The organism is Pseudomonas sp. YH-1, from assembly GCF_051990045.1.
Classification (GTDB): Bacteria; Pseudomonadota; Gammaproteobacteria; order Pseudomonadales; family Pseudomonadaceae; genus Pseudomonas; species Pseudomonas nicosulfuronedens.
In genome coordinates this window covers 2,774,204-2,794,380 of sequence record NZ_CP178184.1, presented here as the reverse complement: position 1 = coordinate 2,794,380, position 20,177 = coordinate 2,774,204, and the positions used below count along the sequence as shown (strand labels likewise).

General features: G+C 61.3%; 19 protein-coding genes. 10 read left to right on the top strand and 9 right to left on the bottom strand.

What is annotated here, in order from left to right:
* Positions 1-372: 372 nt before the first annotated feature.
* From ACKI1H_RS13065 to ACKI1H_RS13025, 9 genes are all read left to right on the top strand, one after another.
* Positions 373-1,416, top strand: coding sequence for a glycosyltransferase family 4 protein (locus tag ACKI1H_RS13065; protein WP_440468558.1), 1,044 nt, complete (start codon positions 373-375; stop codon positions 1,414-1,416).
* Positions 1,417-1,429: 13 nt separating this feature from the next.
* Positions 1,430-2,179, top strand: a complete 750-nt coding sequence (locus ACKI1H_RS13060; RefSeq protein WP_440468557.1) for a WecB/TagA/CpsF family glycosyltransferase — start codon at positions 1,430-1,432, stop codon at positions 2,177-2,179.
* Positions 2,180-2,286: 107 nt separating this feature from the next.
* Entirely contained in the window at positions 2,287-3,702 is a 1,416-nt protein-coding gene (locus tag ACKI1H_RS13055) for an undecaprenyl-phosphate glucose phosphotransferase (RefSeq protein ID WP_440468556.1), read from the top strand.
* 176 nt (positions 3,703-3,878) lie between these two features.
* Positions 3,879-4,988, top strand: a complete 1,110-nt coding sequence (locus ACKI1H_RS13050) for a polysaccharide biosynthesis/export family protein (RefSeq protein ID WP_440468555.1) — start codon at positions 3,879-3,881, stop codon at positions 4,986-4,988.
* A gap of 11 nt (positions 4,989-4,999) precedes the next feature.
* The gene (locus ACKI1H_RS13045; protein ID WP_440468554.1) at positions 5,000-5,656 is read left to right on the top strand and encodes a YjbF family lipoprotein; all 657 of its coding nucleotides are present in this window, start codon (positions 5,000-5,002) and stop codon (positions 5,654-5,656) included.
* Between the two features lie 35 nt (positions 5,657-5,691).
* Positions 5,692-6,426, top strand: coding sequence for a capsule biosynthesis GfcC family protein (locus tag ACKI1H_RS13040; RefSeq protein WP_440468553.1), 735 nt, complete (start codon positions 5,692-5,694; stop codon positions 6,424-6,426).
* Positions 6,423-8,522, top strand: coding sequence for a YjbH domain-containing protein (locus ACKI1H_RS13035; protein ID WP_440468552.1), 2,100 nt, complete (start codon positions 6,423-6,425; stop codon positions 8,520-8,522). Before ACKI1H_RS13040 ends, ACKI1H_RS13035 begins: the two co-directional genes overlap by 4 nt.
* 84 nt (positions 8,523-8,606) lie before the next feature.
* Positions 8,607-9,005: a YbaY family lipoprotein gene (locus ACKI1H_RS13030; RefSeq protein WP_138520846.1), complete on the top strand. Its 399-nt coding sequence runs from the start codon at positions 8,607-8,609 to the stop codon at positions 9,003-9,005.
* Positions 9,006-9,112: 107 nt separating this feature from the next.
* The gene (locus ACKI1H_RS13025) at positions 9,113-9,790 is read left to right on the top strand and encodes a DUF4197 domain-containing protein (protein WP_138520845.1); all 678 of its coding nucleotides are present in this window, start codon (positions 9,113-9,115) and stop codon (positions 9,788-9,790) included.
* A 96-nt stretch (positions 9,791-9,886) separates the two neighbouring features.
* Here the strand turns inward: ACKI1H_RS13025 and ACKI1H_RS13020 are convergent, their stop codons facing one another.
* From ACKI1H_RS13020 to ACKI1H_RS13010, 3 genes are all read right to left on the bottom strand, one after another.
* Positions 9,887-10,081: a hypothetical protein gene (locus tag ACKI1H_RS13020; protein WP_440468551.1), complete on the bottom strand. Its 195-nt coding sequence runs from the start codon at positions 10,079-10,081 to the stop codon at positions 9,887-9,889.
* A 590-nt stretch (positions 10,082-10,671) separates the two neighbouring features.
* On the bottom strand, positions 10,672-13,740 hold the full coding sequence (locus ACKI1H_RS13015; RefSeq protein ID WP_138520843.1) for an efflux RND transporter permease subunit: 3,069 nt from the start codon (positions 13,738-13,740) through the stop codon (positions 10,672-10,674).
* A 6-nt stretch (positions 13,741-13,746) separates the two neighbouring features.
* Positions 13,747-14,850: an efflux RND transporter periplasmic adaptor subunit gene (locus ACKI1H_RS13010; protein WP_138520842.1), complete on the bottom strand. Its 1,104-nt coding sequence runs from the start codon at positions 14,848-14,850 to the stop codon at positions 13,747-13,749.
* 97 nt (positions 14,851-14,947) lie between these two features.
* Between ACKI1H_RS13010 and ACKI1H_RS13005 the strand changes: the two genes are divergently transcribed.
* Positions 14,948-15,580, top strand: coding sequence for a TetR/AcrR family transcriptional regulator (locus ACKI1H_RS13005; protein ID WP_440468550.1), 633 nt, complete (start codon positions 14,948-14,950; stop codon positions 15,578-15,580).
* 155 nt (positions 15,581-15,735) lie between these two features.
* Here ACKI1H_RS13005 and ACKI1H_RS13000 read toward each other — a convergent pair whose 3' ends face one another.
* From ACKI1H_RS13000 to tsaB, 6 genes are all read right to left on the bottom strand, one after another.
* Positions 15,736-16,518 carry a class I SAM-dependent methyltransferase gene (locus ACKI1H_RS13000; RefSeq protein WP_138520840.1) on the bottom strand — a complete coding sequence of 261 codons (783 nt, stop codon included), beginning with the start codon at positions 16,516-16,518 and terminating at the stop codon, positions 15,736-15,738.
* Between the two features lie 55 nt (positions 16,519-16,573).
* On the bottom strand, positions 16,574-17,266 hold the full coding sequence (locus ACKI1H_RS12995; protein ID WP_171049449.1) for an extensin-like domain-containing protein: 693 nt from the start codon (positions 17,264-17,266) through the stop codon (positions 16,574-16,576).
* 3 nt (positions 17,267-17,269) lie between these two features.
* Positions 17,270-18,097 (bottom strand): isocitrate lyase/PEP mutase family protein, encoded by an 828-nt coding sequence (locus ACKI1H_RS12990; protein ID WP_440468549.1) that lies wholly within the window; start codon positions 18,095-18,097, stop codon positions 17,270-17,272.
* A 74-nt stretch (positions 18,098-18,171) separates the two neighbouring features.
* The gene (locus tag ACKI1H_RS12985) at positions 18,172-19,032 is read right to left on the bottom strand and encodes a DUF72 domain-containing protein (RefSeq protein ID WP_440468859.1); all 861 of its coding nucleotides are present in this window, start codon (positions 19,030-19,032) and stop codon (positions 18,172-18,174) included.
* Positions 19,029-19,373, bottom strand: coding sequence for a hypothetical protein (locus ACKI1H_RS12980; protein WP_138520837.1), 345 nt, complete (start codon positions 19,371-19,373; stop codon positions 19,029-19,031). The genes ACKI1H_RS12985 and ACKI1H_RS12980 overlap by 4 nt, the downstream gene beginning before the upstream one ends.
* 66 nt (positions 19,374-19,439) lie before the next feature.
* Complete coding sequence (gene tsaB, locus ACKI1H_RS12975; RefSeq protein WP_440468548.1) at positions 19,440-20,114, bottom strand: tRNA (adenosine(37)-N6)-threonylcarbamoyltransferase complex dimerization subunit type 1 TsaB; 675 nt, start codon at positions 20,112-20,114, stop codon at positions 19,440-19,442.
* Between the last annotated feature and the right edge of the window lie 63 nt (positions 20,115-20,177).

The window sequence follows — 20,177 nt, the reverse complement described above, 5'->3', positions numbered from 1 at the left end:
GGCTCGTCTGGTGGCTGAATTTCTTGATTTTCAAGGTTGATATAGACCAACGTTGCAAGCTATACGGCGGCATATACCTTCCTCATCCAATGGGAATAGTAGTTGGACAACATGTTCAACTCAGAGGACATACTAAAATAATGCAAGGTGTAACAATCGGCGGAAATCTAGGAAAAACTTTAAAGAAGGGTGAAATCATTCAGCACCAACCATGGATTGATGGAAGGGCTTTCGTCGGACCAAACTCAATATTAGCGGGACCAATAACTCTAAGCGGGAGTGTTTTCGTTTCAGCGAATTCTATTTTAACATGCGATGCGCATAACTCTTTTATATGCGAGCTCAACAAACTAAAAGGACTGAACGAAGACCATGAAAAGGAACTGTATAAATATTAGAATTTGGCACCTAATAAACAATCCCGCCCCAGAACGAGGTGGTGCTCAGAAGATCCTTGCGAAACTGGTAGGCCCAAATGAAGAAGTCCTCAGCATACAGCCAAATTCTTATGCATTTATAAAATTCCTGCCGAACATCTTAACTACGCTTATATCCGTTGCATTTAAAATAAAAAGAGCAAAGCCTGAAATTATTTACATTCATAGCCGTTGCTTTCTCCCACTATCCTGGTTAATCAAGTCAGTGGGAGGTAAAGCTGTATTCTATGCACATGCCAGTTACAGAAAACATCTCTGGCTCTATAAGACCTTCCCCTGCGATCATTATATAGCTGTATCTGAGTCTGTGAAAAAAAAACTACTAGAGCATGGCGTAATAGAAAAAATAGTAAGCACGATACCTAACCCCTATATAGGCGAGACACATGTCGGCACCTATCCATCCCCGATAGAAAAAAGACTTAAGATTGGATTCGTTGGCTCACTTAATAGCTGGAAGGGAATAATAGAAGCAATAAATTCTATTTACGAGATATCTTCAAAAATCAAAGGGGGAATATCTTTTAACATAGTCGGCGACGGCCCACTCATGAGTAAAATTCAAAAACTAAAATATACAGCCCCGAAGAACGTCGATATCTTAATATCAGGCCATCAAGAGATGCCATTTAAGGTTTTGGAAGACTCGCATGCTCTGCTCATTCCGTCGTTAGAAGAGGGTTTTGGACTTGTAGCAATTGAAGGGATTTATCAAGGGAAAATTTTGATATACAACGCAATTCCAGCCCTGCGCGAAATATGTGATAACGACCCACTTAGCTTTTCATTCGATATCCGCAGATCCTCTAGCCTTTTGTCGGCAATAAACAAAGCGATTGATTCCATAGGATCCATAGACGATATAGCTCTCTCGCAAAACAGATCTGAATTAGTAGAAAAAAAATATGGCCTTGAAAATTTTACAGAGAAACATCGATCCCTCAGAGAAACCACACTAATTCAAAAACACCAAAATTAATACGAATACAACCATGAATAGAATAAAATTCTTGAACTGTCCGATGAATGCAGTTTCTATGGAGCAGACAATTAGTGAGTTAAGGAAAAGGATAACCCAAAAGCAGTTCACTCAACACTCGGTGGTGAATGTAGCAAAACTAGTCAATATGCAGTTAGATAATGAACTTTCCGAATCAGTTAAGTCCTGCGACATTATCAATATTGATGGAATTGGCGTTGTTTGGGGCGCACGTTTTCTGGGCCAAAAAATCCCCGAACGAGTAGCAGGTGTGGATCTTTTTCATCAGCTCCTGGCCATGAGCGCAAAAAGCAACTTCCCCGTTTATCTACTGGGCGCCACCGAAGAGGTTGTCGCCAAAACTGCCACAACTGTAGAGGCCATGTATCCAGGCCTTGAAGTAGCTGGCTACCACCATGGTTACTTCTGGGACGATGAAGAGAAAATGGTCGAGACGATCCGCAACTCCAATGCCCGACTTCTGTTTGTAGCCATTACTTCCCCCAAGAAGGAAAACTTCATCAATCGTTGGAAAGACCAGCTTGGTGTCAATTTTGTCATGGGTGTCGGCGGTACTTTCGATGTAGTCGCTGGGAAGGTCAAGCGAGCGCCGCTGTGGATGCAAAATCATGGTCTTGAATGGCTATATCGCGTAATCCAAGAGCCCGGCAGGATGTGGAAGCGCTATCTGACCACCAATTTGCAGTTTGCTTGGTTGCTGATGATAGAGAAGTACAAGCAAGTTCGCTCCAGAGCTGAATAACTTCTCCTGTTCCTCATTAGTTAATGCAGCTCAGTTAAATCCCTCGCCTCCACATAAATACCCCTCTAAAAGATCCTGCAAGCCAGAGATCACAAAGGAATACTCCAATGAACACGAGGGACCGCGGAATCCTCCGCCCCCATCAAGCCACTATTTCCATCCTGCAAAAGCTGCTTGACCTCGGTGTCATCTGTCTCGGCATGAGCGTAGTCATCGCCATTGATAGAGCACAGTGGAATTACTCAGCCGTCATTGCGACGCTGTTTGCCTTGGTCATCTTCTATCTGCTCAGTGACTTCGGGCAACTCTATGTCTCATGGCGGGGTGGACGAATTCGCGAGGAGTTGCGGAAGGTTGGTGGTATCTGGGCAGTCAGCTTTGCCGGCGTAGCGATTGCCGACTACCTCAGTCCCGAGATCACCGTGCTCAGTGGTACAGGTCAGATACAGTGGTTTTCACTGGCACTCGGCGGCTTGTGTGGTTACCGCGTGCTTTTGCGCTCAGGCCTGCATGCGCTTCGCCGTCAAGGCTTTAACACTCGCTCGGTTGCCATTGCCGGCGCAGGCACGTTGGGGCAGCGCTTGGCCACCAACATTGCCAGCGCACCGTGGATGGGGCTGGAACTGGTCGGCTTCTTCGATGACAACCTTCACACTCCGGTTAGCCTCGGCACTGGCACTGTGAAGCTGCCTATTTCTGGCGCGCTGGAACACCTGATAGAGCAGGCCCGCGCGGGCAAGCTGGATCGCGTCTACATCACGCTCCCCATGCGCAGTGAAGCACGTATCAAGTGGCTGGTAGAGCAACTGAGCGATACCACGACCTCCGTCTACATCGTTCCCGATGTTTTCGTCTTCGACCTGCTTCACGCCCGCTCGCAGAACATCGACGGCATTCCCACCATCAGCATATTCGACAGTCCCATGGTGGGAGCCGGTGCATGGATAAAGCGCCTGGAAGACATCGTGCTGTCGTCGTTGATTCTTTGCATGATCGCCATACCGATGTTGCTGATTTCCGCCGCAGTAAAACTCACGTCGCCCGGCCCCGTCTTCTTCAAGCAGAAACGCTACGGTATCGATGGTCGTTCAATTGAGGTGTGGAAATTCCGCAGCATGCGCGTCATGGAGAACGGCGCGACAGTGACCCAGGCGACCCGTAACGACAGCCGCATCACTCCGGTTGGTGCCTTCCTGCGTCGTACTTCGCTGGACGAACTGCCCCAGTTCGTCAACGTATTCATGGGCGATATGTCCATCGTTGGGCCGCGCCCACACGCCATTGCACACAACGAGGAATACCGGGGGCAGATCAGCAGCTACATGCTGCGCCACAAGGTAAAGCCCGGCATTACCGGTTGGGCCCAGGTGAATGGTTGGCGTGGGGAGACGGACACGCTGGAGAAGATGCAGAAGCGCGTCGAGTTTGACTTGGCCTACATCAACAACTGGTCGCTGTGGTGGGACCTGAAGATCGTATTCCTGACGCTATTCAAGGGCTTCGTCCACCAGAACGCTTACTAGTCAAAATCACTGTCAGTTAGCGAATTTCCTGTCCCGCATCGCCATCCTTTTCCTACATCCCTTATCAGACCTGATTGCTACCCTGCGCAGCCTCTCGGCCGTCCTCTTATGCCCAGGAAAACCGGCGTCGGCCATCTTCCGCGTCAATCCCATCATCTTCCATGTGTAACCAGCCCATGCTCCGTCCCTTGTCTATCGCGTTCCTGTCCGCCTTTTCACTCCAGGGATGCATGTTCTCCCCTGGCCAGAACCTCGATACCGGACGGTTGTTGCAGGACGACTCTGCCGAGTCCAGCCGTGTCGAACTGGTACAGATCACTCCCAAACTGCTGGCGGTAGAAGCCGCGACGCAACCTCAGGGTGCCGTCCCGGTAAAGCTGACCGACTACCGCCCGGAAAGCTATCGCATTGGCGCGGGTGACCTGCTCTACATCACGGTCTGGGATCACCCCGAGTTGACCTCGCCAGCGGGGCAGCAGCAGCAAACCGATGCCAACGGACGCCTGGTCCGACCGGACGGCACCCTCTTCTATCCCTACATCGGCACGGTTCGAGTAGGCGGGCGTACCATCGAGGACGTCCGCGCGACCATCAGCGAGGCGCTTTCGGCCTATGTCGAAGAGCCACAGGTGGACATTGCCATCCTGCGTTTCGCCAGCCAGCGAGTGGTACTTAATGGCGCCTTCGTCAAGGCGGGCCAGCAGCCCATCACCACCACACCCCTGACGCTGATGGAGGCCATTGGCACCGCTGAAGTGGACACGCTCAACGCCGACCTTGCCGGCCTGACGCTCACTCGGGACGGAGAAGTCTTCCAGCTCAACCTGGATGCCTTGAACACCGCCCAGGGAACCGACCTGTACAACCTGAGCCTGAAGGACGGCGACCGCATCTACCTGCCCTACAACGACCGCAAGAAGGTCTACCTGATGGGCGAGGTCAACGCACCGCGCGCCCTGACTTTCAAGACCCGCGAAATGAACCTGGCCGACGCACTGGGCAGTGTCGGCGGTCTCAACCAGACCACCTCCAACGGCAAGGCCGTCTACGTCATTCGCGGCGTGGAGAGCCTGGAAACCGATCGCGCCAAGGTCTTCCAGCTCGACGCCAAATCACCAACCGCGTTCATCCTCGCGCAGCAGTTCCAGCTGCGGCCTCAGGACGTGGTCTACGTCGGCCCGGCAGGCGTCACCCGCTGGAACCGCCTGATCAGCCAGTTGGTGCCTTCCGCGGGAATCGTGGGTACCGGTTCGTCCGTCCAGCGCAACCTCACCAACAACAACTAATGCCCCCGCCTATGACTGCCCTCCGCCTGATCGCGCTGGCCGCATCGGCCGCGTCACTGAGTGGTTGCAATCCCTTGATGCAAGGCTCCCTCAATACGCTGGGCGCCAGCCTTCACGGCCCAGCGAAGCTGGAAGTCACGCAAGTCCAGGTCGATGCTCTGCCCTATTACCAGATCCAGGTGACGACCGAATACGGCTCGGCGGTGATGGCGCTGGTGCGCGTGCAGGGCAAGCTGCAGTACTGGCGGGCCAACTCCAACCAGCTGTTGTTGCTTGAGGATGGTGTGATCGTACGCACCCTGGGCTTCCCGGAGGATCTTCTGGGGACGCGGCTGGCAGCGGATTCCCCCTTCTCTCGTGGGTTGCAGCGTGTTGCCGACGGGCAGCCAAGCCAGCGCTGGATCGATCTCGGCTCGAATACCCAGTTCGACATTTCCCTCAGAGGTACCTTCCACCCCGCCGGTATCGAGACTGTGCGCATTCTTGACCGCGACCACTCCTTGCTACGCGTCGACGAATCACTGGCCTCCCCGGTTGCGGGCATGTCTTCAACCAACCACTACTGGATCGATCCGCAGGATGGCTTCATCTTGCAAAGCCGCCAGCAGGTCACGCCGAGCCTGAGCGTCACGCTCACCCAGTTACGGCCATTGCGGGGGCAACCTTGAAAGCTGTGCGGATCAGCTGCTTTCTGCTTGGTCTCATGCTCAGCAATACGCTGCTGGCCAATACCCGCATCGAGGTTCTGGGCGCAGTCCCCTCTCCCGGAGAAAAGGAGATTGCCGAAGGCTTGCGCCTCGGCGATCTGCTCAGCCGCCTGCGTGTGGATCCGCTGGGCTACTGGCTGGGTGCGTCATGGCAACGCGAAAGCCTGAAGCAGGAACAGCAACGCCTGAAAGCAGGCATCTTGTTCGACCTGATCCAGCTCCAACGTCTCGCAATGCTTCAGAACGAGCCGGGGATGGCCAATGCAGCCCGGCAACTGAACGAGCAGGTGGCCCGACTTCCGGTCACCGGGCGGCGCCTTTACCGGCTCGACCCATTGGCCGTCGAACTGAGCGCCGCCCATTCGCCCAAGCTGCAGGGCGGCGACCGACTGATCTTCCCGCCGCGGCCCGACAGTATTCGCGTCACTGGTGCGGTCTCGAACGACTGCAAGCTGCCGTTTGCTCCTCTGCAACAGGCCTACCGGTATGCACAACAGTGCCCTGCCCTGGCGGAGGCCGACCCGGATTACCTCTATCTGATTCAGCCTGACGGACAGGTTTCCCGGTTGGGTATCGCCCTGTGGAATCGCGAGGAAGCCGCTCCTCCTGCTCCCGGAGCAGTCGTGCTGGTACCTCTGGATGCCACGCAAGTGGACGCGATCGCCCCGGACCTGAACCGTGAACTGGCCAGGTTCATCGCCACCCAGCCGCTACCGATGGAGTCGCCATGAATTGCCGCCACGGCCTTTACCTGCTGCTGGTCGGCACCCACCTGGCCTTCGCCGAACCACGCTATACACAGAACGATTTCGGTGGCGTCGGTCTGCTTCAAACGCCAACCGCACGTATGGCGCCGGCCGGTGAGATCAGTATCAACGCCAACCGGACCGATCCCTACTCGCGCTACAGCTTTTCACTGCAGCCCTTCGACTGGATGGAGGGTACCTTCCGCTATACGTCCATCAGCAACCGGAAGTATGGCGCCGAGGACTTCAGCGGTGATCAGAGTTACAAGGACAAGGCGTTCGACGTCAAATTCCGCCTCCTGCAGGAGAGCCGCTGGGCTCCCGAGATCGCTCTGGGCGGCCGCGATATCGGCGGCACCGGCCTGTTTTCCAGCGAATACTTCGTAGCCAACAAGCGCGCCGGCGATTTTGACTTCAGCCTGGGTTTGGCATGGGGCTACATCGGTAATCGCGGTGAGCTGGACAACCCGTTGGGGTGGATCGATGATCGATTCAAAACCCGCCCAGCACCAACCGGAACCGTCGATACGGCAGGCTCCGTCAACTCCAATGACTACTTCCGTGGCCGCCCTTCCCTCTTCGGCGGCATCAACTGGCAGACGCCCTGGAAACCGCTGTCCTTCAAGCTCGAATACGACGGCAACGACTACCAGCACGAACCACTCGACAACCCACAGAAGCAGGACTCGCCGTTCAACATCGGCCTGGTCTTCAAGGCAAGCGATTCGATCGACCTGACGGCCGCCTTCGAGCGCGGCAACACCGCCATGTTCGGCATCACCTTGCACACCAACTTCGCTACCCGCAAGGCCCCAGCGAAAGTGAGCGACCCCGCTCCCGAAACCTTGGCACAGCGAGTGGGGCAGAAACCAGGCGGCACAACCGACTGGGCCGAGGTCTCCCATCGCCTGGAAGCAAACGCCGGCTACAAGGTCGAGCGCATTACGCAGAAGGACCACGAAGTCGTGGTGTACGGCGAGCAGACCCGCTATCTCTATCCACCCGAAGCGGTGGGGCGTACGGCACGCATCCTGGATAACAGCACCGACCAGGAAGCCCAGTGGTTTACCGTCGTCGACACGCGCTATGGCCAGCCCATCGTCGAAACCAGCGTACCGCGTCGAATGTTCGAGGAAGTGGCCAATCAGGAACGGCCGCTGGAAGACCTGCGCCGTGCGACCGAACAGAACGTGCCGCTGCCGCAGCAGGAACAGGTGCTGTACCAACAGAAACCCGATCCGTTCAGCTACAACGTCGGCCTCGGCTACAACCAGAGCGTCGGCGGGCCGAACGACTTCCTGCTCTATCAGTTCACAGCCGACCTCGACAGCGAATACCGCTTCACGCCAAGCCTGTGGGCGAACGGCCTGCTCAGCGTCAACCTGTTCAACAACTTCGACAACTTCACCTACGACGCACCGAGCAACCTGCCGCGCGTGCGCACCGATGTCCGCGAGTACATGACAACCTCCAACGTCATGCTGCAAACCTTCCAGATGAACAAGACCATGCGGCTGGACCAGGACCTCTATGGCATGGTCTACGCCGGTTATCTGGAAAGCATGTACGCCGGCGTGGGCGGCGAACTGCTGTATCGCCCCATGAACGAACGCTGGGCATTGGGCGCCAACCTTGATCTGGTGCGCCAGCGCGAGTTCGACCAGCACTTCGCCCTGCGCGATTACCAGACGGCCACCGGCTTCGTCACCCTCTACTGGCAAACCGGTTTCGAGGACATCCTCGCGCAGGTCAGTGCCGGCCGTTACCTGGCGCGCGACTGGGGCGGCACCCTCGATCTGTCCCGCCAGTTCAGGAACGGCGTGCGCTTCGGCGCCTGGGTCACGCTGACCACGGCGGACAAGGAGGCCTACGGCGAGGGCAGCTTCGACAAGGGCATCTATGTGTCGATCCCCTTCGACGAGCTGATGAGCAGTTCCACCATGCGCCGCGCCAACCTGAGTTGGGACCCTCTGACCCGTGACGGTGGCGCGCGACTCAGCCACTACTACTCGCTGTATGACCTCACGGACGGCCGCGATCAGGTCATGTTCCAGAACCGCTTCGGACGCATCGTGAAATAACTCGACGCTCTCCCAGATCATGGCGCGGAAACCAAAGTCACCCACAATGGTCTGACGCGCCCTGGATCCAAGGAGAGCTCCCCCATGAAAACCCTTCCCCTGCTACTGATGACCGGCCTGCTCGCCGCCTGCAGTTCCACTTCTTCCGGCGACAAGGCATCGCTGGATGGCGAAGTCTTCTACCTGCAGCGCATCGCCCTGCCGCCCACTGCCCAGGTCACCGTCAGCCTGCAGGACGTATCGCTGGCCGATGCGCCGGCCGTCGACCTCGCCCAGCAACAGTTGGAGCCCGGTCGCCAGGTGCCGCTGGCGTTCCATCTGGATTACGACCGCAACCAGGTCAAGCCGGGCCACAGCTACAGCATCAGTGCGCGCATCGAGGACGGCGGCCGCCTGCTGTTCATCACCACCGAGCGCCACAGCGTCAAACTCGATGGCAGCGATCCTCAGCCGCTGCGCGTCCGCGTCGATCCCGTGCGCTGATTCACCGCGCCGCCGGGTTTTCCCCGGCGGCCATCCTCCGTTAATCTCCCCCCTCCCTTCTCCACCTCGGCGGTTCGAAACCGTCGTGTTTCGCCAAGGAAGTATCGATGCTGCGATTCCCCGTTCTGCTGGCCGGCGCCCTGCTGTCCTTCAATGCCTTTGCCCTGTCCCTCTCCGACCTTAGCCAGAGCGATGCCACCGGCGGCCTGAAAGATGCGCTGACCCAGGGTGCCCAGGTAGCCGTGAAGCAGCTCAGCCAACCTGGCGGTTTCAGTAATGACCCGGCCGTGCGCATCGAACTGCCCGGGAAGCTGGGCAAGGCCGCCAAGACCATGAAGCAATTCGGCATGGGCGCCCAGGTCGACCAGCTCGAAGCGAGCATGAACAAGGCCGCCGAGACTGCCATGCCACAAGCCCAGGCGCTGCTGGTGGATGCGGTCAAGAAGATGAGCGTGACCGATGCCAAGGGCATCCTCCAGGGCGGCGAGCATTCCGCCACCGATTACCTGAACCGCAGCAGTCGCGAGCAACTGCGCGCCAAGTTCCTGCCGATCATCAAGCAGGCCACCGACCAGGTCGGCGTGGCCAAGCAGTACAACGCATTCGCCAGCCAGGCTGCCGCCTTCGGCGTTGTCGATGCGAAGAACGCGAATATCGAGAACTACGTGACCGAGGAAGCGCTGGACGGCCTGTTCAAGCTCATCGCGGAACAGGAGAAGACCATTCGCCAGAACCCGACTGCAGCGGCCACCGGCCTGGCGAAGAAGGTGTTCGGGGTGCTTTGAGCTCCGCCTGAAGGACGCAAAAAGCCCGGCAAAATGCCGGGCTTTTTCTTTTCTGCTCATGCAGAGCAAGCGTGGGTTAACCGCCTCTCGGGGCGCTCATTCTTGCTGATGATGAATGGCGGAGGCCTTCCACTCGGCGATGGCTTGCAGCGCAAGCGGGTCGTCATCGAACCACCCGGTCTGCGAAAGACCCAGCTTCTCCTCGAGCAATACACAGATCGCGAGCGCCGCGTTGGCACGGTCTTCACGCGCTTCCCGGATGGTATTTTCGATTTCTTTCCGCAGTTTCATGCTGTCCTGCCTTGGGCTTGGCCACTGTCGTATTGAGGGCGCTCGACGCACCACTTGCTGGTTGGGCGGTGGGCTTGTCGACCTCGTCGCCTCTGTCGGGCTCCTTTGTATTCTTATTTACACAGAGGATCTTTCTGATTCTGAACCAAGAATGCCGGAGGCGCACAGCTGTGCACAAAGTCTCGCCGGGGGCGTCCTACGCCAGTTTGGGCCAGAGGCGTACTGGACAGTCACCCTTTCATACGAACGTGCGTTCGCAGAAGCTCGGCATCCGTAGGCCGGATAACCCGCTCCGGGTAATTCGTCCTACGGACTGCCAGCGATGGGTATCGCTTCGCTCCACGCCATCCTACGCAGTGCCGTCGCGCTCCAGCACGCGGGAGAGGGGACTGTCCGGAGTGGCATGAAACTTTGGCGTCAGCCGGCAAGAACGGCTTCCTCGCCCTTTGGAGCCTGGAGCCACCTTGTAGGAGCGAGGGAACGCCTAGTTCCTGCTCGCGAACGGATACCCCGGTAACGCCGAAACGGGTCGGGTTCGCGAGCAAGCTCGCTCCTACAAGTTTGCGCCGGCGCTGAGCATCCGGAATCCGTCAGGCCTCCTTCTTCACCCTGAACCACGCCGCATAGAGCGCCGGCAGGAACAGCAGGGTCAGCGCCGTGGCGACGATCAGGCCGCCCATGATCGCCACCGCCATCGGCCCGAAGAACACGCTGCGCGACAGCGGGATCATCGCCAGCACGGCCGCCAGGGCGGTCAGCACGATGGGGCGGAAGCGTCGCACCGTGGCCTCGATGATGGCGTGCCAGGTGTCCAGGCCGTGGGCGCGGTCCTGCTCGATCTGGTCCACGAGGATCACTGAGTTACGCATGATCATCCCCGCCAACGCGATGGTGCCGAGCATGGCCACGAAGCCGAAGGGTTTCTGGAAGATCAGCAGGAACAACGTCACGCCGATCAGCCCCAGCGGTGCGGTGAGGAACACCATGATCATCCGCGAGAAGCTGCGCAGCTGGATCATCAGCAGGCTGAGCACCACCACGATGAACAGCGGCACGCCAGCGTTCACCGAGTTCTGGCCCTTGGCCGAGTCCTCCACGGTGCCGCCGACGTCCAGCAGGTAGCCGTCGGGCAGCTCGGCGCGGATCGGGTCCAGCGTCGGCGAGATCTGCTTCACCAGGGTCGCCGGCAGCGAGTCGTCGTAGATGTCGGCGCGCACGGTCACCGTCGGCAAGCGGTTGCGTCGCCAGATGATGCCTTCCTCGAAGCCGTACTCCAGCGTCGCCACCTGCGACAGCGCCACGCTGCGACCGCTGCTGGTCTGCATCGACAGGCTGGGCAGTTGTGACAGGTCATGCCGGCCGCGCTCGTCGCCCCGCAGGAGGATCTCGATCAGCTCGTTGTCCTCGCGGTAGTAGCTGACGGTGGAGCCGGTCAGCGAGCTCTGCAGGAACTGCGAGATGTCCGAAGTGCTCACGCCCAGGGCGCGGGCGCGCTCCTGATCGATGTCGAGGAAAATCGCCTTGCTCGGCTCTTCCCAGTCCAGGTGCACGTTCACCACGTGGGGGTTCTCACGCATCTTGTCGGCGACCTTGCGCGCCAGCTCGCGGACTTCCGGGATGTGCTCGCCGGAGACGCGGAACTGCACCGGGTAACCCACCGGCGGGCCGTTCTCCAGGCGGCTGATACGAGTACGCAGGGTCGGGAAGTCCTCGTTCATGTGCTTGATCAGCCACTGGCGAATCTCTTCACGTGACTCCAGGCTCTTCGCCAACACCACGAACTGCGCGAAGCTCGCCGCCGGCAATTGCTGGTCCAGTGGCAGGTAGAAGCGCGGCGAACCGGTGCCGACATAGGCCACGTAGTTGTCGATGCCCGGATGCTCGGCAAGCATCTTCTCCAGGCGATTGACCTGTTCGGTGGTGGCGGTGAGCGAATCGCCTTCGGCCAGCTTCAGGTCCACCAGCAACTCCAGGCGCGCCGAGGGCGGGAAGAACTGCTGTGGCACCAGGCGGAACAGCATGATCGAGCCGATGAAGGCGGCAACGGTCAGCAGGATCACCGTCTTGCGGTAGCGCACGCACCACTCCACCACACGGCGGAAGCGCTGGTAGAACGGCGTCGAATACGGGTCGTGCCCCTTGTCGCTGCCGCCGTGCTTTTCCGCATGGCGCTTGGCGAGATCGGGCAGCAGCTTCTCGCCCAGGTAGGGCACGAAGACCACGGCGGCGATCCACGACACCAGCAGCGCGATGGTCACCACCTGGAACAACGAGCGGGTGTATTCGCCGGTGCCGGACTGCGCGGTGGCAATCGGCAGGAAGCCGGCGGCGGTGACCAGGGTGCCGGTGAGCATCGGGAAGGCCGTGCTGGTCCAGGCGTAACTCGCCGCCTTGAGCCGGTCGTAGCCCTGCTCCATCTTCACCGCCATCATCTCCACGGCGATGATCGCGTCGTCCACCAGCAGCCCCAGCGCCAGCACCAGCGCGCCGAGGGAAATCTTGTGAAGGCCGATGCCGAAGTAGTACATGCAGGCGAAAGTCATCGCCAGCACCAGCGGGATCGACAGCGCCACTACCAGGCCGGTACGCAGGCCGAGGGAGAAGAAGCTCACCAGCAGCACGATGATCAGCGCCTCGGCCAGCACGCGGACGAACTCGCCGACGCCTTCACGCACCGCCGCCGGCTGGTCGGAAACCTTGCGCAGCTCCATGCCCGCCGGCAGCGTCTGCTGCAGACGCTCGAACTCGGCGTCGAGCTTCTTGCCCAGCACCAGGATGTCACCGCCGTCCTTCATCGCCACGGCGATGCCGATGGCGTCCTCGCCCATGAAGCGCATGCGCGGCGCGGGCGGATCGTTGAAGCCACGGTGCACCTCGGCCACATCACCGATGCGGAAGGTACGGTCGCCGACGCGGATCGGGAAGGAGCGGATATCCTCCACCGAATCGAAGCGTCCGGACACGCGCAGTTGCACGCGGTCGGTCGCCGTCTCGAAGAAGCCGGTGGCGGTGACCGCGTTCTGCTCTTCCAGCGCCTTCTGCACCGCCGCCAGCGGAAGGCCGAGGGTGGCGAGCTTGGTGTTGGACAGGTCGATCCAGATCTTCTCGTCCTGCAGGCCGACCAGCTCGACCTTGCCGACGTCCTTGATCCGCTGCAGTTGCAGCTGCAGGCGGTCGGCGTAGTCCTTGAGCACCGCGTAGTCGAAGCCCTTGCCCGACAACGCGTAGATGTTGCCGAAGGTGGTGCCGAACTCGTCGTTGAAGAACGGCCCCTGGATGCCCTGCGGAAGGGTGTAGCGAATGTCGTTGACCTTCTTGCGGATCTGGTACCAGAGCTCGGGGATATCGCGCGAGTGGAAGTCCTCGCGGGCGACGAAGGTCACCTGGGACTCACCGGGACGCGAGAAGGAAATGATGCGGTCGAAGTCGCCGGTCTCCATCAGCTTCTTCTCGATGCGCTCGGTGACCTGGCGCGAGACTTCTTCGGCGGTCGCCCCCGGCCAGTTGGTTTTCACCACCATCGCCTTGAAGGTGAACGGCGGGTCCTCGCTCTGCCCCAGCTTGGTGTAGGACAGCGTACCGACAATGCCCAGCAGCAGCATGAGGTACAGGACGATGGAGCGGTTCTGCAGCGCCCAGGCGGAAAGGTTGAATTGCATCGGGCGTTACTCCTTCGCCACCAGCTTGATCGACCGGTTCTCCCGGTCGACCGGCCGCACCTCCTGTCCTTCGCGTAGCACCTGAACACCGGCGGCCACCACCCAGTCACCATCCTTCAGGCCTTCCAGCACCGGCACACGGTCTTCGGCGAAAGGCCCGATGCGCACCGGGCGGCGATGCAGGGTGGAAGTTTTCGGGTCGACGACCCAGACGAACGGCTGGCCGGCTTCCGAAGTCACGGCAGCGAGCGGCACCGCCAGCGGCACGGCGCCCTCGGCATGGATATAGACGCGGGCGCTCTGGCCCAGCTCGGCGGGCACCTTGGCGTCGTCGAAGGCGACACGTGCGGCGAAGGTGCGCGACTGCGGATCGGCCGCCGGCGACAGTTCGCGAATCTTGCCGCTGAAGCGTTTGTCGCGCTGCGACCAGAGTTCGACGCTCACTGCTTCGCCGACGCGGAAGCGTTCGAAGGCGTGTTCAGGGAAGCTGATCAGCACTTCGCGGTCGCCATCGGCGGCCAGGGTGAAGACGGTCTGCCCAGCGGCGACCACCTGCCCGACCTCCACCCGACGGGTAGCGATCACGCCGTCCTGGGGCGAGCGCAGCACCGCGTAGCCGGCCTGGTTGCTGGCCACGTCGTACTCGGCGCGAATCTGTTTCACCCGCGCCTCGCCGGCGCGGTAGGTATTCTCGATGTTGTCGAACTGCGACTGGCTGACCAGCTGGCGCTCCAGCAGGGTCTTGTAGCGGGCATATTCGGAGCGGACGGTCTGCAGGTTGGCTTCGGCAGCGGCCACCTGGGCGCGCGTGGCTTCGAGCTGCAGGCGAACGTCTTCGGGATCGAGTTCCGCCAGTGGCTGGTCCTTCTTCACCCGTTCGCCGGTTTCCACCAGGCGCTTGCTGACCTTGCCACCGATGCGGAAGGCCAGTTCGGGCTCATGGCGGGCGTGGACTTCGCCGGGATAGGCCTCGGTGATGTCCTTCGCCGGCAGCGGCTGGACCACGATGGCCGGGCGCACAGCGGGCTTGGGAGGCTCGCCATTACCGCAAGCGGAAAGGGAAAGGATGAAGGCAGCAGGCAGCGCGACAGACAGAGCATGGCGGAACATGATGTGTGACCTTTCGCAAAACGCGGTTGGAATTCTTATACTCCCCGGTATAGTAAAAATACAGAACCCATCAGTCCAGTATTAGAAATGTAAAATCATGTCGCCATCGAACTCATCGAACGGACCGGGTCGACCCAAGGACCCAGCCAAGCGCAAGGCCATTCTCGAAGCCGCCAAGGAGCTGTTCGTCCGCCACGGCTACGACGGCAGCAGCATGGAGGCCATCGCCTCCGAGGCCGGGGTGTCCAAGCTCACCGTGTACAGCCACTTCACGGACAAGGAGACCTTGTTCGCCGAAGCCGTGCAGGCCAAGTGCGCAGAGAACCTGCCCGAGCTGTTCGCCGAGCCATCGGCTGATGCGCCGCTGGAAAGCCTGCTGCTTAACCTCGCGCGCGGCTTCAACCAGCTGATCAACAGCCCGGAAGCCATTGCGTTGAGCCGGCTGATGATTGCCCAGGGTGGTCAGAATCCGCATTTGTCGCAGCTATTCTTCGATGCAGGGCCCCAGCGCGTGCTGGACCAGATGGAACGCTTGCTGGAGCAGGCGCGCCAGCAGCGCAAGCTGGCGATGGACAGCCCGCGCCGGGCCGCCGAGCATTTCCTGATGCTGGTGCAGGGTTGCGTGCACTTCCGCCTGATGATCGGTTGCGTGGAGCCGCCGACCGAGGAAGAGTCAGAGGCTCACGCACGGGAGGTAGTGGCGCTGTTCCTCAAGGCCTTCCGGCCCTGACCGAGCCAGCCTCACGAGCGCCCAGGGAACCTGTAGGAGCTGCGGCGATATGTTCAGTAAGAGCGAGCCTTGTTCGCGATAGGTTTGGGTCGCGCCGAGAGTCATCGTGGACGGAGTCCGCCCCTACGCATAGCCTCGGACCCTCGACCTGGCCGTCAGCCCTTGAGGCTCTTCAGCGGATAGATGTCATACCGGCTGGACTTGCCTTCCAGGCTGTAGCTGGGCTTGCCGCCCTCGATGATCGGCGCCTTGCGCGGGCGCTTGACCACCACGCGGTGGCTGGCCAGTTTCAGTGCCGCTTCCAGCAGGGCCGGAGCGTCGAGGTCATCCCCCACCAGCGGGCGGAACAGGCGCATCTCCTTCTTCACCAGCGCACTCTTGTCTCGGTGCGGGAACATCGGGTCGAGGTAGATCACCTGCGGCGCCTCCCCTTCCCACGCGGCCATGCGCTCGATGGCATTGCCCTGCAGCAGGCGCATGCGCGCCACGATGGCGCCCACCTCGAAATCCCCTGCGGCACGGGCCAGGCCGTCTTCGAGCAGCGCGGCGATGATCGGCTGGCGCTCGGTCAGGTCCATCTCGCAGCCCAGGGTCGCCAGCACGAAGGCGTCCTTGCCCAGGCCTGCGGTGGCGTCCAGCACATGGGGACGCACGCCCTGCTGGATGCCGACCGCCTTGGCGATCATCTGCCCGGCACCGCCGCCGAACTGACGGCGATGCGCACTAGCGCCTTCGAGGAAGTCCACCCGCACCGGGCCGGGGGAATCCGGCCCCAGTTGTAGCAACTGCAGACCGTCATCGCCCAGTTGCAGGGCGAAATCCGCCTCGCCCTCGCCCATCGACAGCCCGAGCCGCTGCGCCCACTGCTCGGCGGCGACTTGCCAGGCAGGCGCCAGCGCCTGGACGACGATGCGCGGCGGGGTGAGTGCTTCGGTCATGACGGGACGATCCTGGAAAAAACCGTGATTCTACCGCAGCCCGTGGCACAGGGGCTCAACGGCAGAGCTGCCAGCCCCCCAGGTCGAAGTGGAAATGGTCGTGGTGGGCGCGGTTGTAGTCCGGCCCGAGCACGCCGTCGAAGTTGCCACAGGCGCTATCACGCACGGCGCGCAGGAAGCGCGCGGCATCGCCCTCGCCGTTCCAGTCCCGGGCCACGACAATGCGCCGACCATCGGCGAGGCGGAAGGCCGCGATGTCCAGCGCATTGGCGCTGGCATGCTGACTGCGCCGCCCTTCGGTGCGGCCATAGATATTGCGGCAGGCAAAGCTACCCAGGTGCTCCACGCCCACCACCGACTGGCCGTAGACCGACCGTGCAGCCGGTTGCAGGGAGTAGCGCTCGAACAGCGCGAAGCTCACGGCCAACGGGCAACTGGCGAGGAAGCTGCTGCTCAATTTCACCTCGGCGGCCTGCACACGCCAGACGTTCTGCAACGGGCAGCCGGCAACCGGTTCACTGTCGGCCATGGGCTGTGCCTTGAGGTCGGAGCTTTGCAGCGCCAGCCGGCATAGCTCCGCATCGTCGCGCAGGCGCCATAGCTTGTAGCGGGTCAGCAGGTTCGGCTCATCGCTTACATTCAGCGGCGCCCAGGGACTCCAGCGGTCGGGCAGCTTCAACCATTGCTGCTGCACGGCCAGTGCGAAGCCGGCGATGACGAGGCCGAAACCCAGCAGCCACCCGCGCAAGTGTCAGCCCCGGAAAAGCCCGTTGATGCGGTCGAACGGCATGGCACCGTGCATGGGCTTCAGGTCGCCTTTGGCCAATGCCTCGGAAGCACTGAAGAAAGCACCGTATGCCGCCCGCGCCAGGGTCGAACCGACGCTGACGCGCTTCACGCCCAGTTCCGCCAGTTCCTCCAAGCTCAGTTGCACCGCAGGCGAGCCCACCAACACATTGACCGGCCGCGGCGCTACCGCCTGCACCACTGCAGAGATTTCCTCGCGAGTCTTCAGCCCCGGCGCGTAGAGCACATCGGCGCCAGCCTCGGCAAAGGCCACCAGGCGGCGAATGGTGTCGTCCAGATCGACACGGCCGTGCAGGAAGTTCTCCGCGCGCGCCGCCAGGGTAAAGGTGAACGGCAAGGCTCGCGCGGCCTGCACGGCAGCGGCGACGCGCTCGACCGCCAGCTCCAGCGGGTAGATCGGCGTATCCGGTCGGCCTGTGGCGTCCTCGATGGAGCCGCCAACCAGCCCACAGGCAGCGGCCAGGCGAATGGTCTCGGCGCAATCGTCAGGCGTATCGCCATAGCCGTTCTCCAGATCAGCGGCCACCGGCAGCGACGTCGCCTCGACGATCTCACGCGCATTTGCCAGCGCTTCGTCACGGCTCACTGTCCCTTCGGCATCACGGCGACCGAGCGCGAAGGCCAGTCCGGCGCTGGTGGTGGCCAGGGCTTCGAAACCCAGGTGGGCAAGCATCTTCGCTGAGCCGGCATCCCAGGGATTAGGCAGGACGAACAGGCCGTCGCGCTGGTGCAGCGCGCGGAAGGCTGCGCCGCGCTGTTGTTGAGTGGTCATGGCTAACTCCTTGCCGAACGGGGAAGGAGCAGGTTAGTCCCCTCGCCCACCCCGCGCCATGCCCAGTTGACCGCTCAGAGCAGGCCGAGCTGTTCCACTTCCGGCTTGGGCTCGAACAGCGGCGGCAGGCCCGGAAGGCGATCGCGCAGCAAGGCGTGGAAGCGCTGGGCCTGTTCGGCGGCGCGGTGATTGTCCGGTGTGTGCAGGAAGATGTAAGGCGTCAGCCCCTGCTCGATCCACTCAGCCACCTTGCCGATCCAGGGCGTGAGATGGACGAGATTGGCATCCAGGTCCGGCCCGCCGACGAAGCGAACCTGCGGGCTGTCGCTGAAGGCTGCGGGGCGTACCGGCACCTTGGGCTTCTTCGACTGCGCATGGAGCACGGCCGGGTCGTCGGACTGCACGGCGAACAGTGCCCGCGAGTCCAGGCAGATGCGTTCGACGCCACGGTCCAGCAGCAGGCGGTTCAGCGCCCGCTCTTCGTCACCCTTGGCGAAGAACGCCGGGTGTCGCACTTCCACGGCAATGCGCCGCTCGGAAAACTCATCCAGCCAGGCAGCCAGTTCGCCCAGACGATCCGGTCCGAAACCGGCCGATACCTGCAACCACAGCGGCGCTACGCGCTTGCCCAGCGGTTTGAGCAGATCGAGGAAGTCACGGGTGTTTTCCAACTGCCCGCGCAAGTCGCCTTCGTGGCTGATGTCGCGCGGCAGCTTGGCGCAGAAGCGGAACGTCTCCGGCATGGTCTGCGCCCAGCGCGCGAGGGTGTCGGCGTTGGGGCGGGCGTAGAAGGTAGTGTTGCCTTCCACGGCGTTGAACACTTGAGAGTAGAAGCCCAGCGTCTCAGCGGCGCGCAGATCGGAGGGGTAGAAAGTGCCGCGCCAGGCCGGCTCGTTCCACGAGGGGCAGCCAAGGAAGTACGGCAAGGACATCAGGCGTAAAGGTCGAGACCGAGGACTTCCTGGCCTTCGTACTGGCCGGCCATACTGGCGGTGCTGGTGTAGCTGGCCAGGGCCTGGGCCGCGCGGGAGCTCAGCGGGCGCTGGTACTCGATGTCGCGCAGAGTCGCCGGCACGCTGTAGCTGCTGGCGCTGGAGGATTCGACGCGGCGAGTCTGCGACTGCGACTCCAGCCCCTGGCTCGCCGAGGTCGGCGCGGGTTGATCGCGACGGGCTTCGACGTCACTTTGCACGTCCCGATACGGCGTGACCGCGGTGCCCGTTCGGGAACCACGCTCCGGCGTCTGGGAAATGGAAGTGAAACCGTCGATACGCATGTCAGAAACTCGGTGGGAATGCGCTCACTCTAGCGAGCGCTCCGGGCTGTGGTCAATTGGCGCAGGTCAGGCTTTCTTGGGAGTTGCCACGTTGTCGCGCAGGTAGACGGGCTGGGCCTGCTCTGCGTCAACGGCCTCACCGCGTGTCCAGGCGAATTCGGCCAGGCTCAGCAGGTCTTCGGAGTGCGGCAGCAGGCTGGCGTCGCAAGCAGTAACCTTCACCGCCAGGCGCTCCTGGAAACCCCAGCCGGTGCCGGAGCCGAACCACTCGCCCTGGGCGTCGCGCGGCAACTCGACTCGCTCCGGCGGCAACACCGCCTCGGCGCCGGACAGGCGCATCTCGCCCTGCTCCAGGCGGTAGCAACCCCAGTACACCTCGTCCATGCGCGCATCGATGGCCGCAGCCACCTGGCTCACGCCGTGCTCGCGATAGGCACGCTGGGCCAGCACCGCCAGGTCGGAGATCGGCAGTACCGGCTTCTGCAGGGCGAAAGCCAGCCCCTGCACCACGCCAATGGCGATACGCACGCCAGTGAAGGCGCCGGGGCCACGACCGAAGGCAATGGCGTCCACGGCGGACAGCGCTATGCCAGCCTCGCCAAGGATGTCCTGCACCATGGGCAGCAGGCGCTGAGCGTGCAGGCGCGGGATCACCTCGTGGCGGACGAACCGGCGGCCGTCATGCAGCAAAGCGACGGAACAGGCTTCGGTCGAGGTATCCAGGGCCAGCAGCGTGGGCATGGTGCTTTCCTTCAGGGCTGAGAGCAGGAGGCGATCAAAAATGGGCGGGCATTATAAACGCCA

Excerpts from the sequence above, each read along its gene's own strand:
- ACKI1H_RS13030 (WP_138520846.1), top strand. The coding sequence starts at position 8,607 with ATGAAAACCCTTCCCCTGCTACTGATGACCGGCCTGCTCGCCGCCTGC.
- ACKI1H_RS13000 (WP_138520840.1), bottom strand. The coding sequence starts at position 16,518 with ATGACCGAAGCACTCACCCCGCCGCGCATCGTCGTCCAGGCGCTGGCG.
- ACKI1H_RS13055 (WP_440468556.1), top strand. The coding sequence starts at position 2,287 with ATGAACACGAGGGACCGCGGAATCCTCCGCCCCCATCAAGCCACTATT.
- ACKI1H_RS13035 (WP_440468552.1), top strand. The coding sequence starts at position 6,423 with ATGAATTGCCGCCACGGCCTTTACCTGCTGCTGGTCGGCACCCACCTG.
- ACKI1H_RS13025 (WP_138520845.1), top strand. The coding sequence starts at position 9,113 with ATGCTGCGATTCCCCGTTCTGCTGGCCGGCGCCCTGCTGTCCTTCAAT.
- ACKI1H_RS12980 (WP_138520837.1), bottom strand. The coding sequence starts at position 19,373 with ATGCGTATCGACGGTTTCACTTCCATTTCCCAGACGCCGGAGCGTGGT.
- ACKI1H_RS13010 (WP_138520842.1), bottom strand. The coding sequence starts at position 14,850 with ATGTTCCGCCATGCTCTGTCTGTCGCGCTGCCTGCTGCCTTCATCCTT.
- ACKI1H_RS13020 (WP_440468551.1), bottom strand. The coding sequence starts at position 10,081 with ATGAAACTGCGGAAAGAAATCGAAAATACCATCCGGGAAGCGCGTGAA.
- ACKI1H_RS13060 (WP_440468557.1), top strand. The coding sequence starts at position 1,430 with ATGAATAGAATAAAATTCTTGAACTGTCCGATGAATGCAGTTTCTATG.
- tsaB (WP_440468548.1), bottom strand. The coding sequence starts at position 20,114 with ATGCCCACGCTGCTGGCCCTGGATACCTCGACCGAAGCCTGTTCCGTC.
- ACKI1H_RS13050 (WP_440468555.1), top strand. The coding sequence starts at position 3,879 with ATGCTCCGTCCCTTGTCTATCGCGTTCCTGTCCGCCTTTTCACTCCAG.
- ACKI1H_RS13005 (WP_440468550.1), top strand. The coding sequence starts at position 14,948 with ATGTCGCCATCGAACTCATCGAACGGACCGGGTCGACCCAAGGACCCA.
- ACKI1H_RS13040 (WP_440468553.1), top strand. The coding sequence starts at position 5,692 with ATGCTCAGCAATACGCTGCTGGCCAATACCCGCATCGAGGTTCTGGGC.
- ACKI1H_RS13045 (WP_440468554.1), top strand. The coding sequence starts at position 5,000 with ATGACTGCCCTCCGCCTGATCGCGCTGGCCGCATCGGCCGCGTCACTG.
- ACKI1H_RS13065 (WP_440468558.1), top strand. The coding sequence starts at position 373 with ATGAAAAGGAACTGTATAAATATTAGAATTTGGCACCTAATAAACAAT.
- ACKI1H_RS13015 (WP_138520843.1), bottom strand. The coding sequence starts at position 13,740 with ATGCAATTCAACCTTTCCGCCTGGGCGCTGCAGAACCGCTCCATCGTC.
- ACKI1H_RS12990 (WP_440468549.1), bottom strand. The coding sequence starts at position 18,097 with ATGACCACTCAACAACAGCGCGGCGCAGCCTTCCGCGCGCTGCACCAG.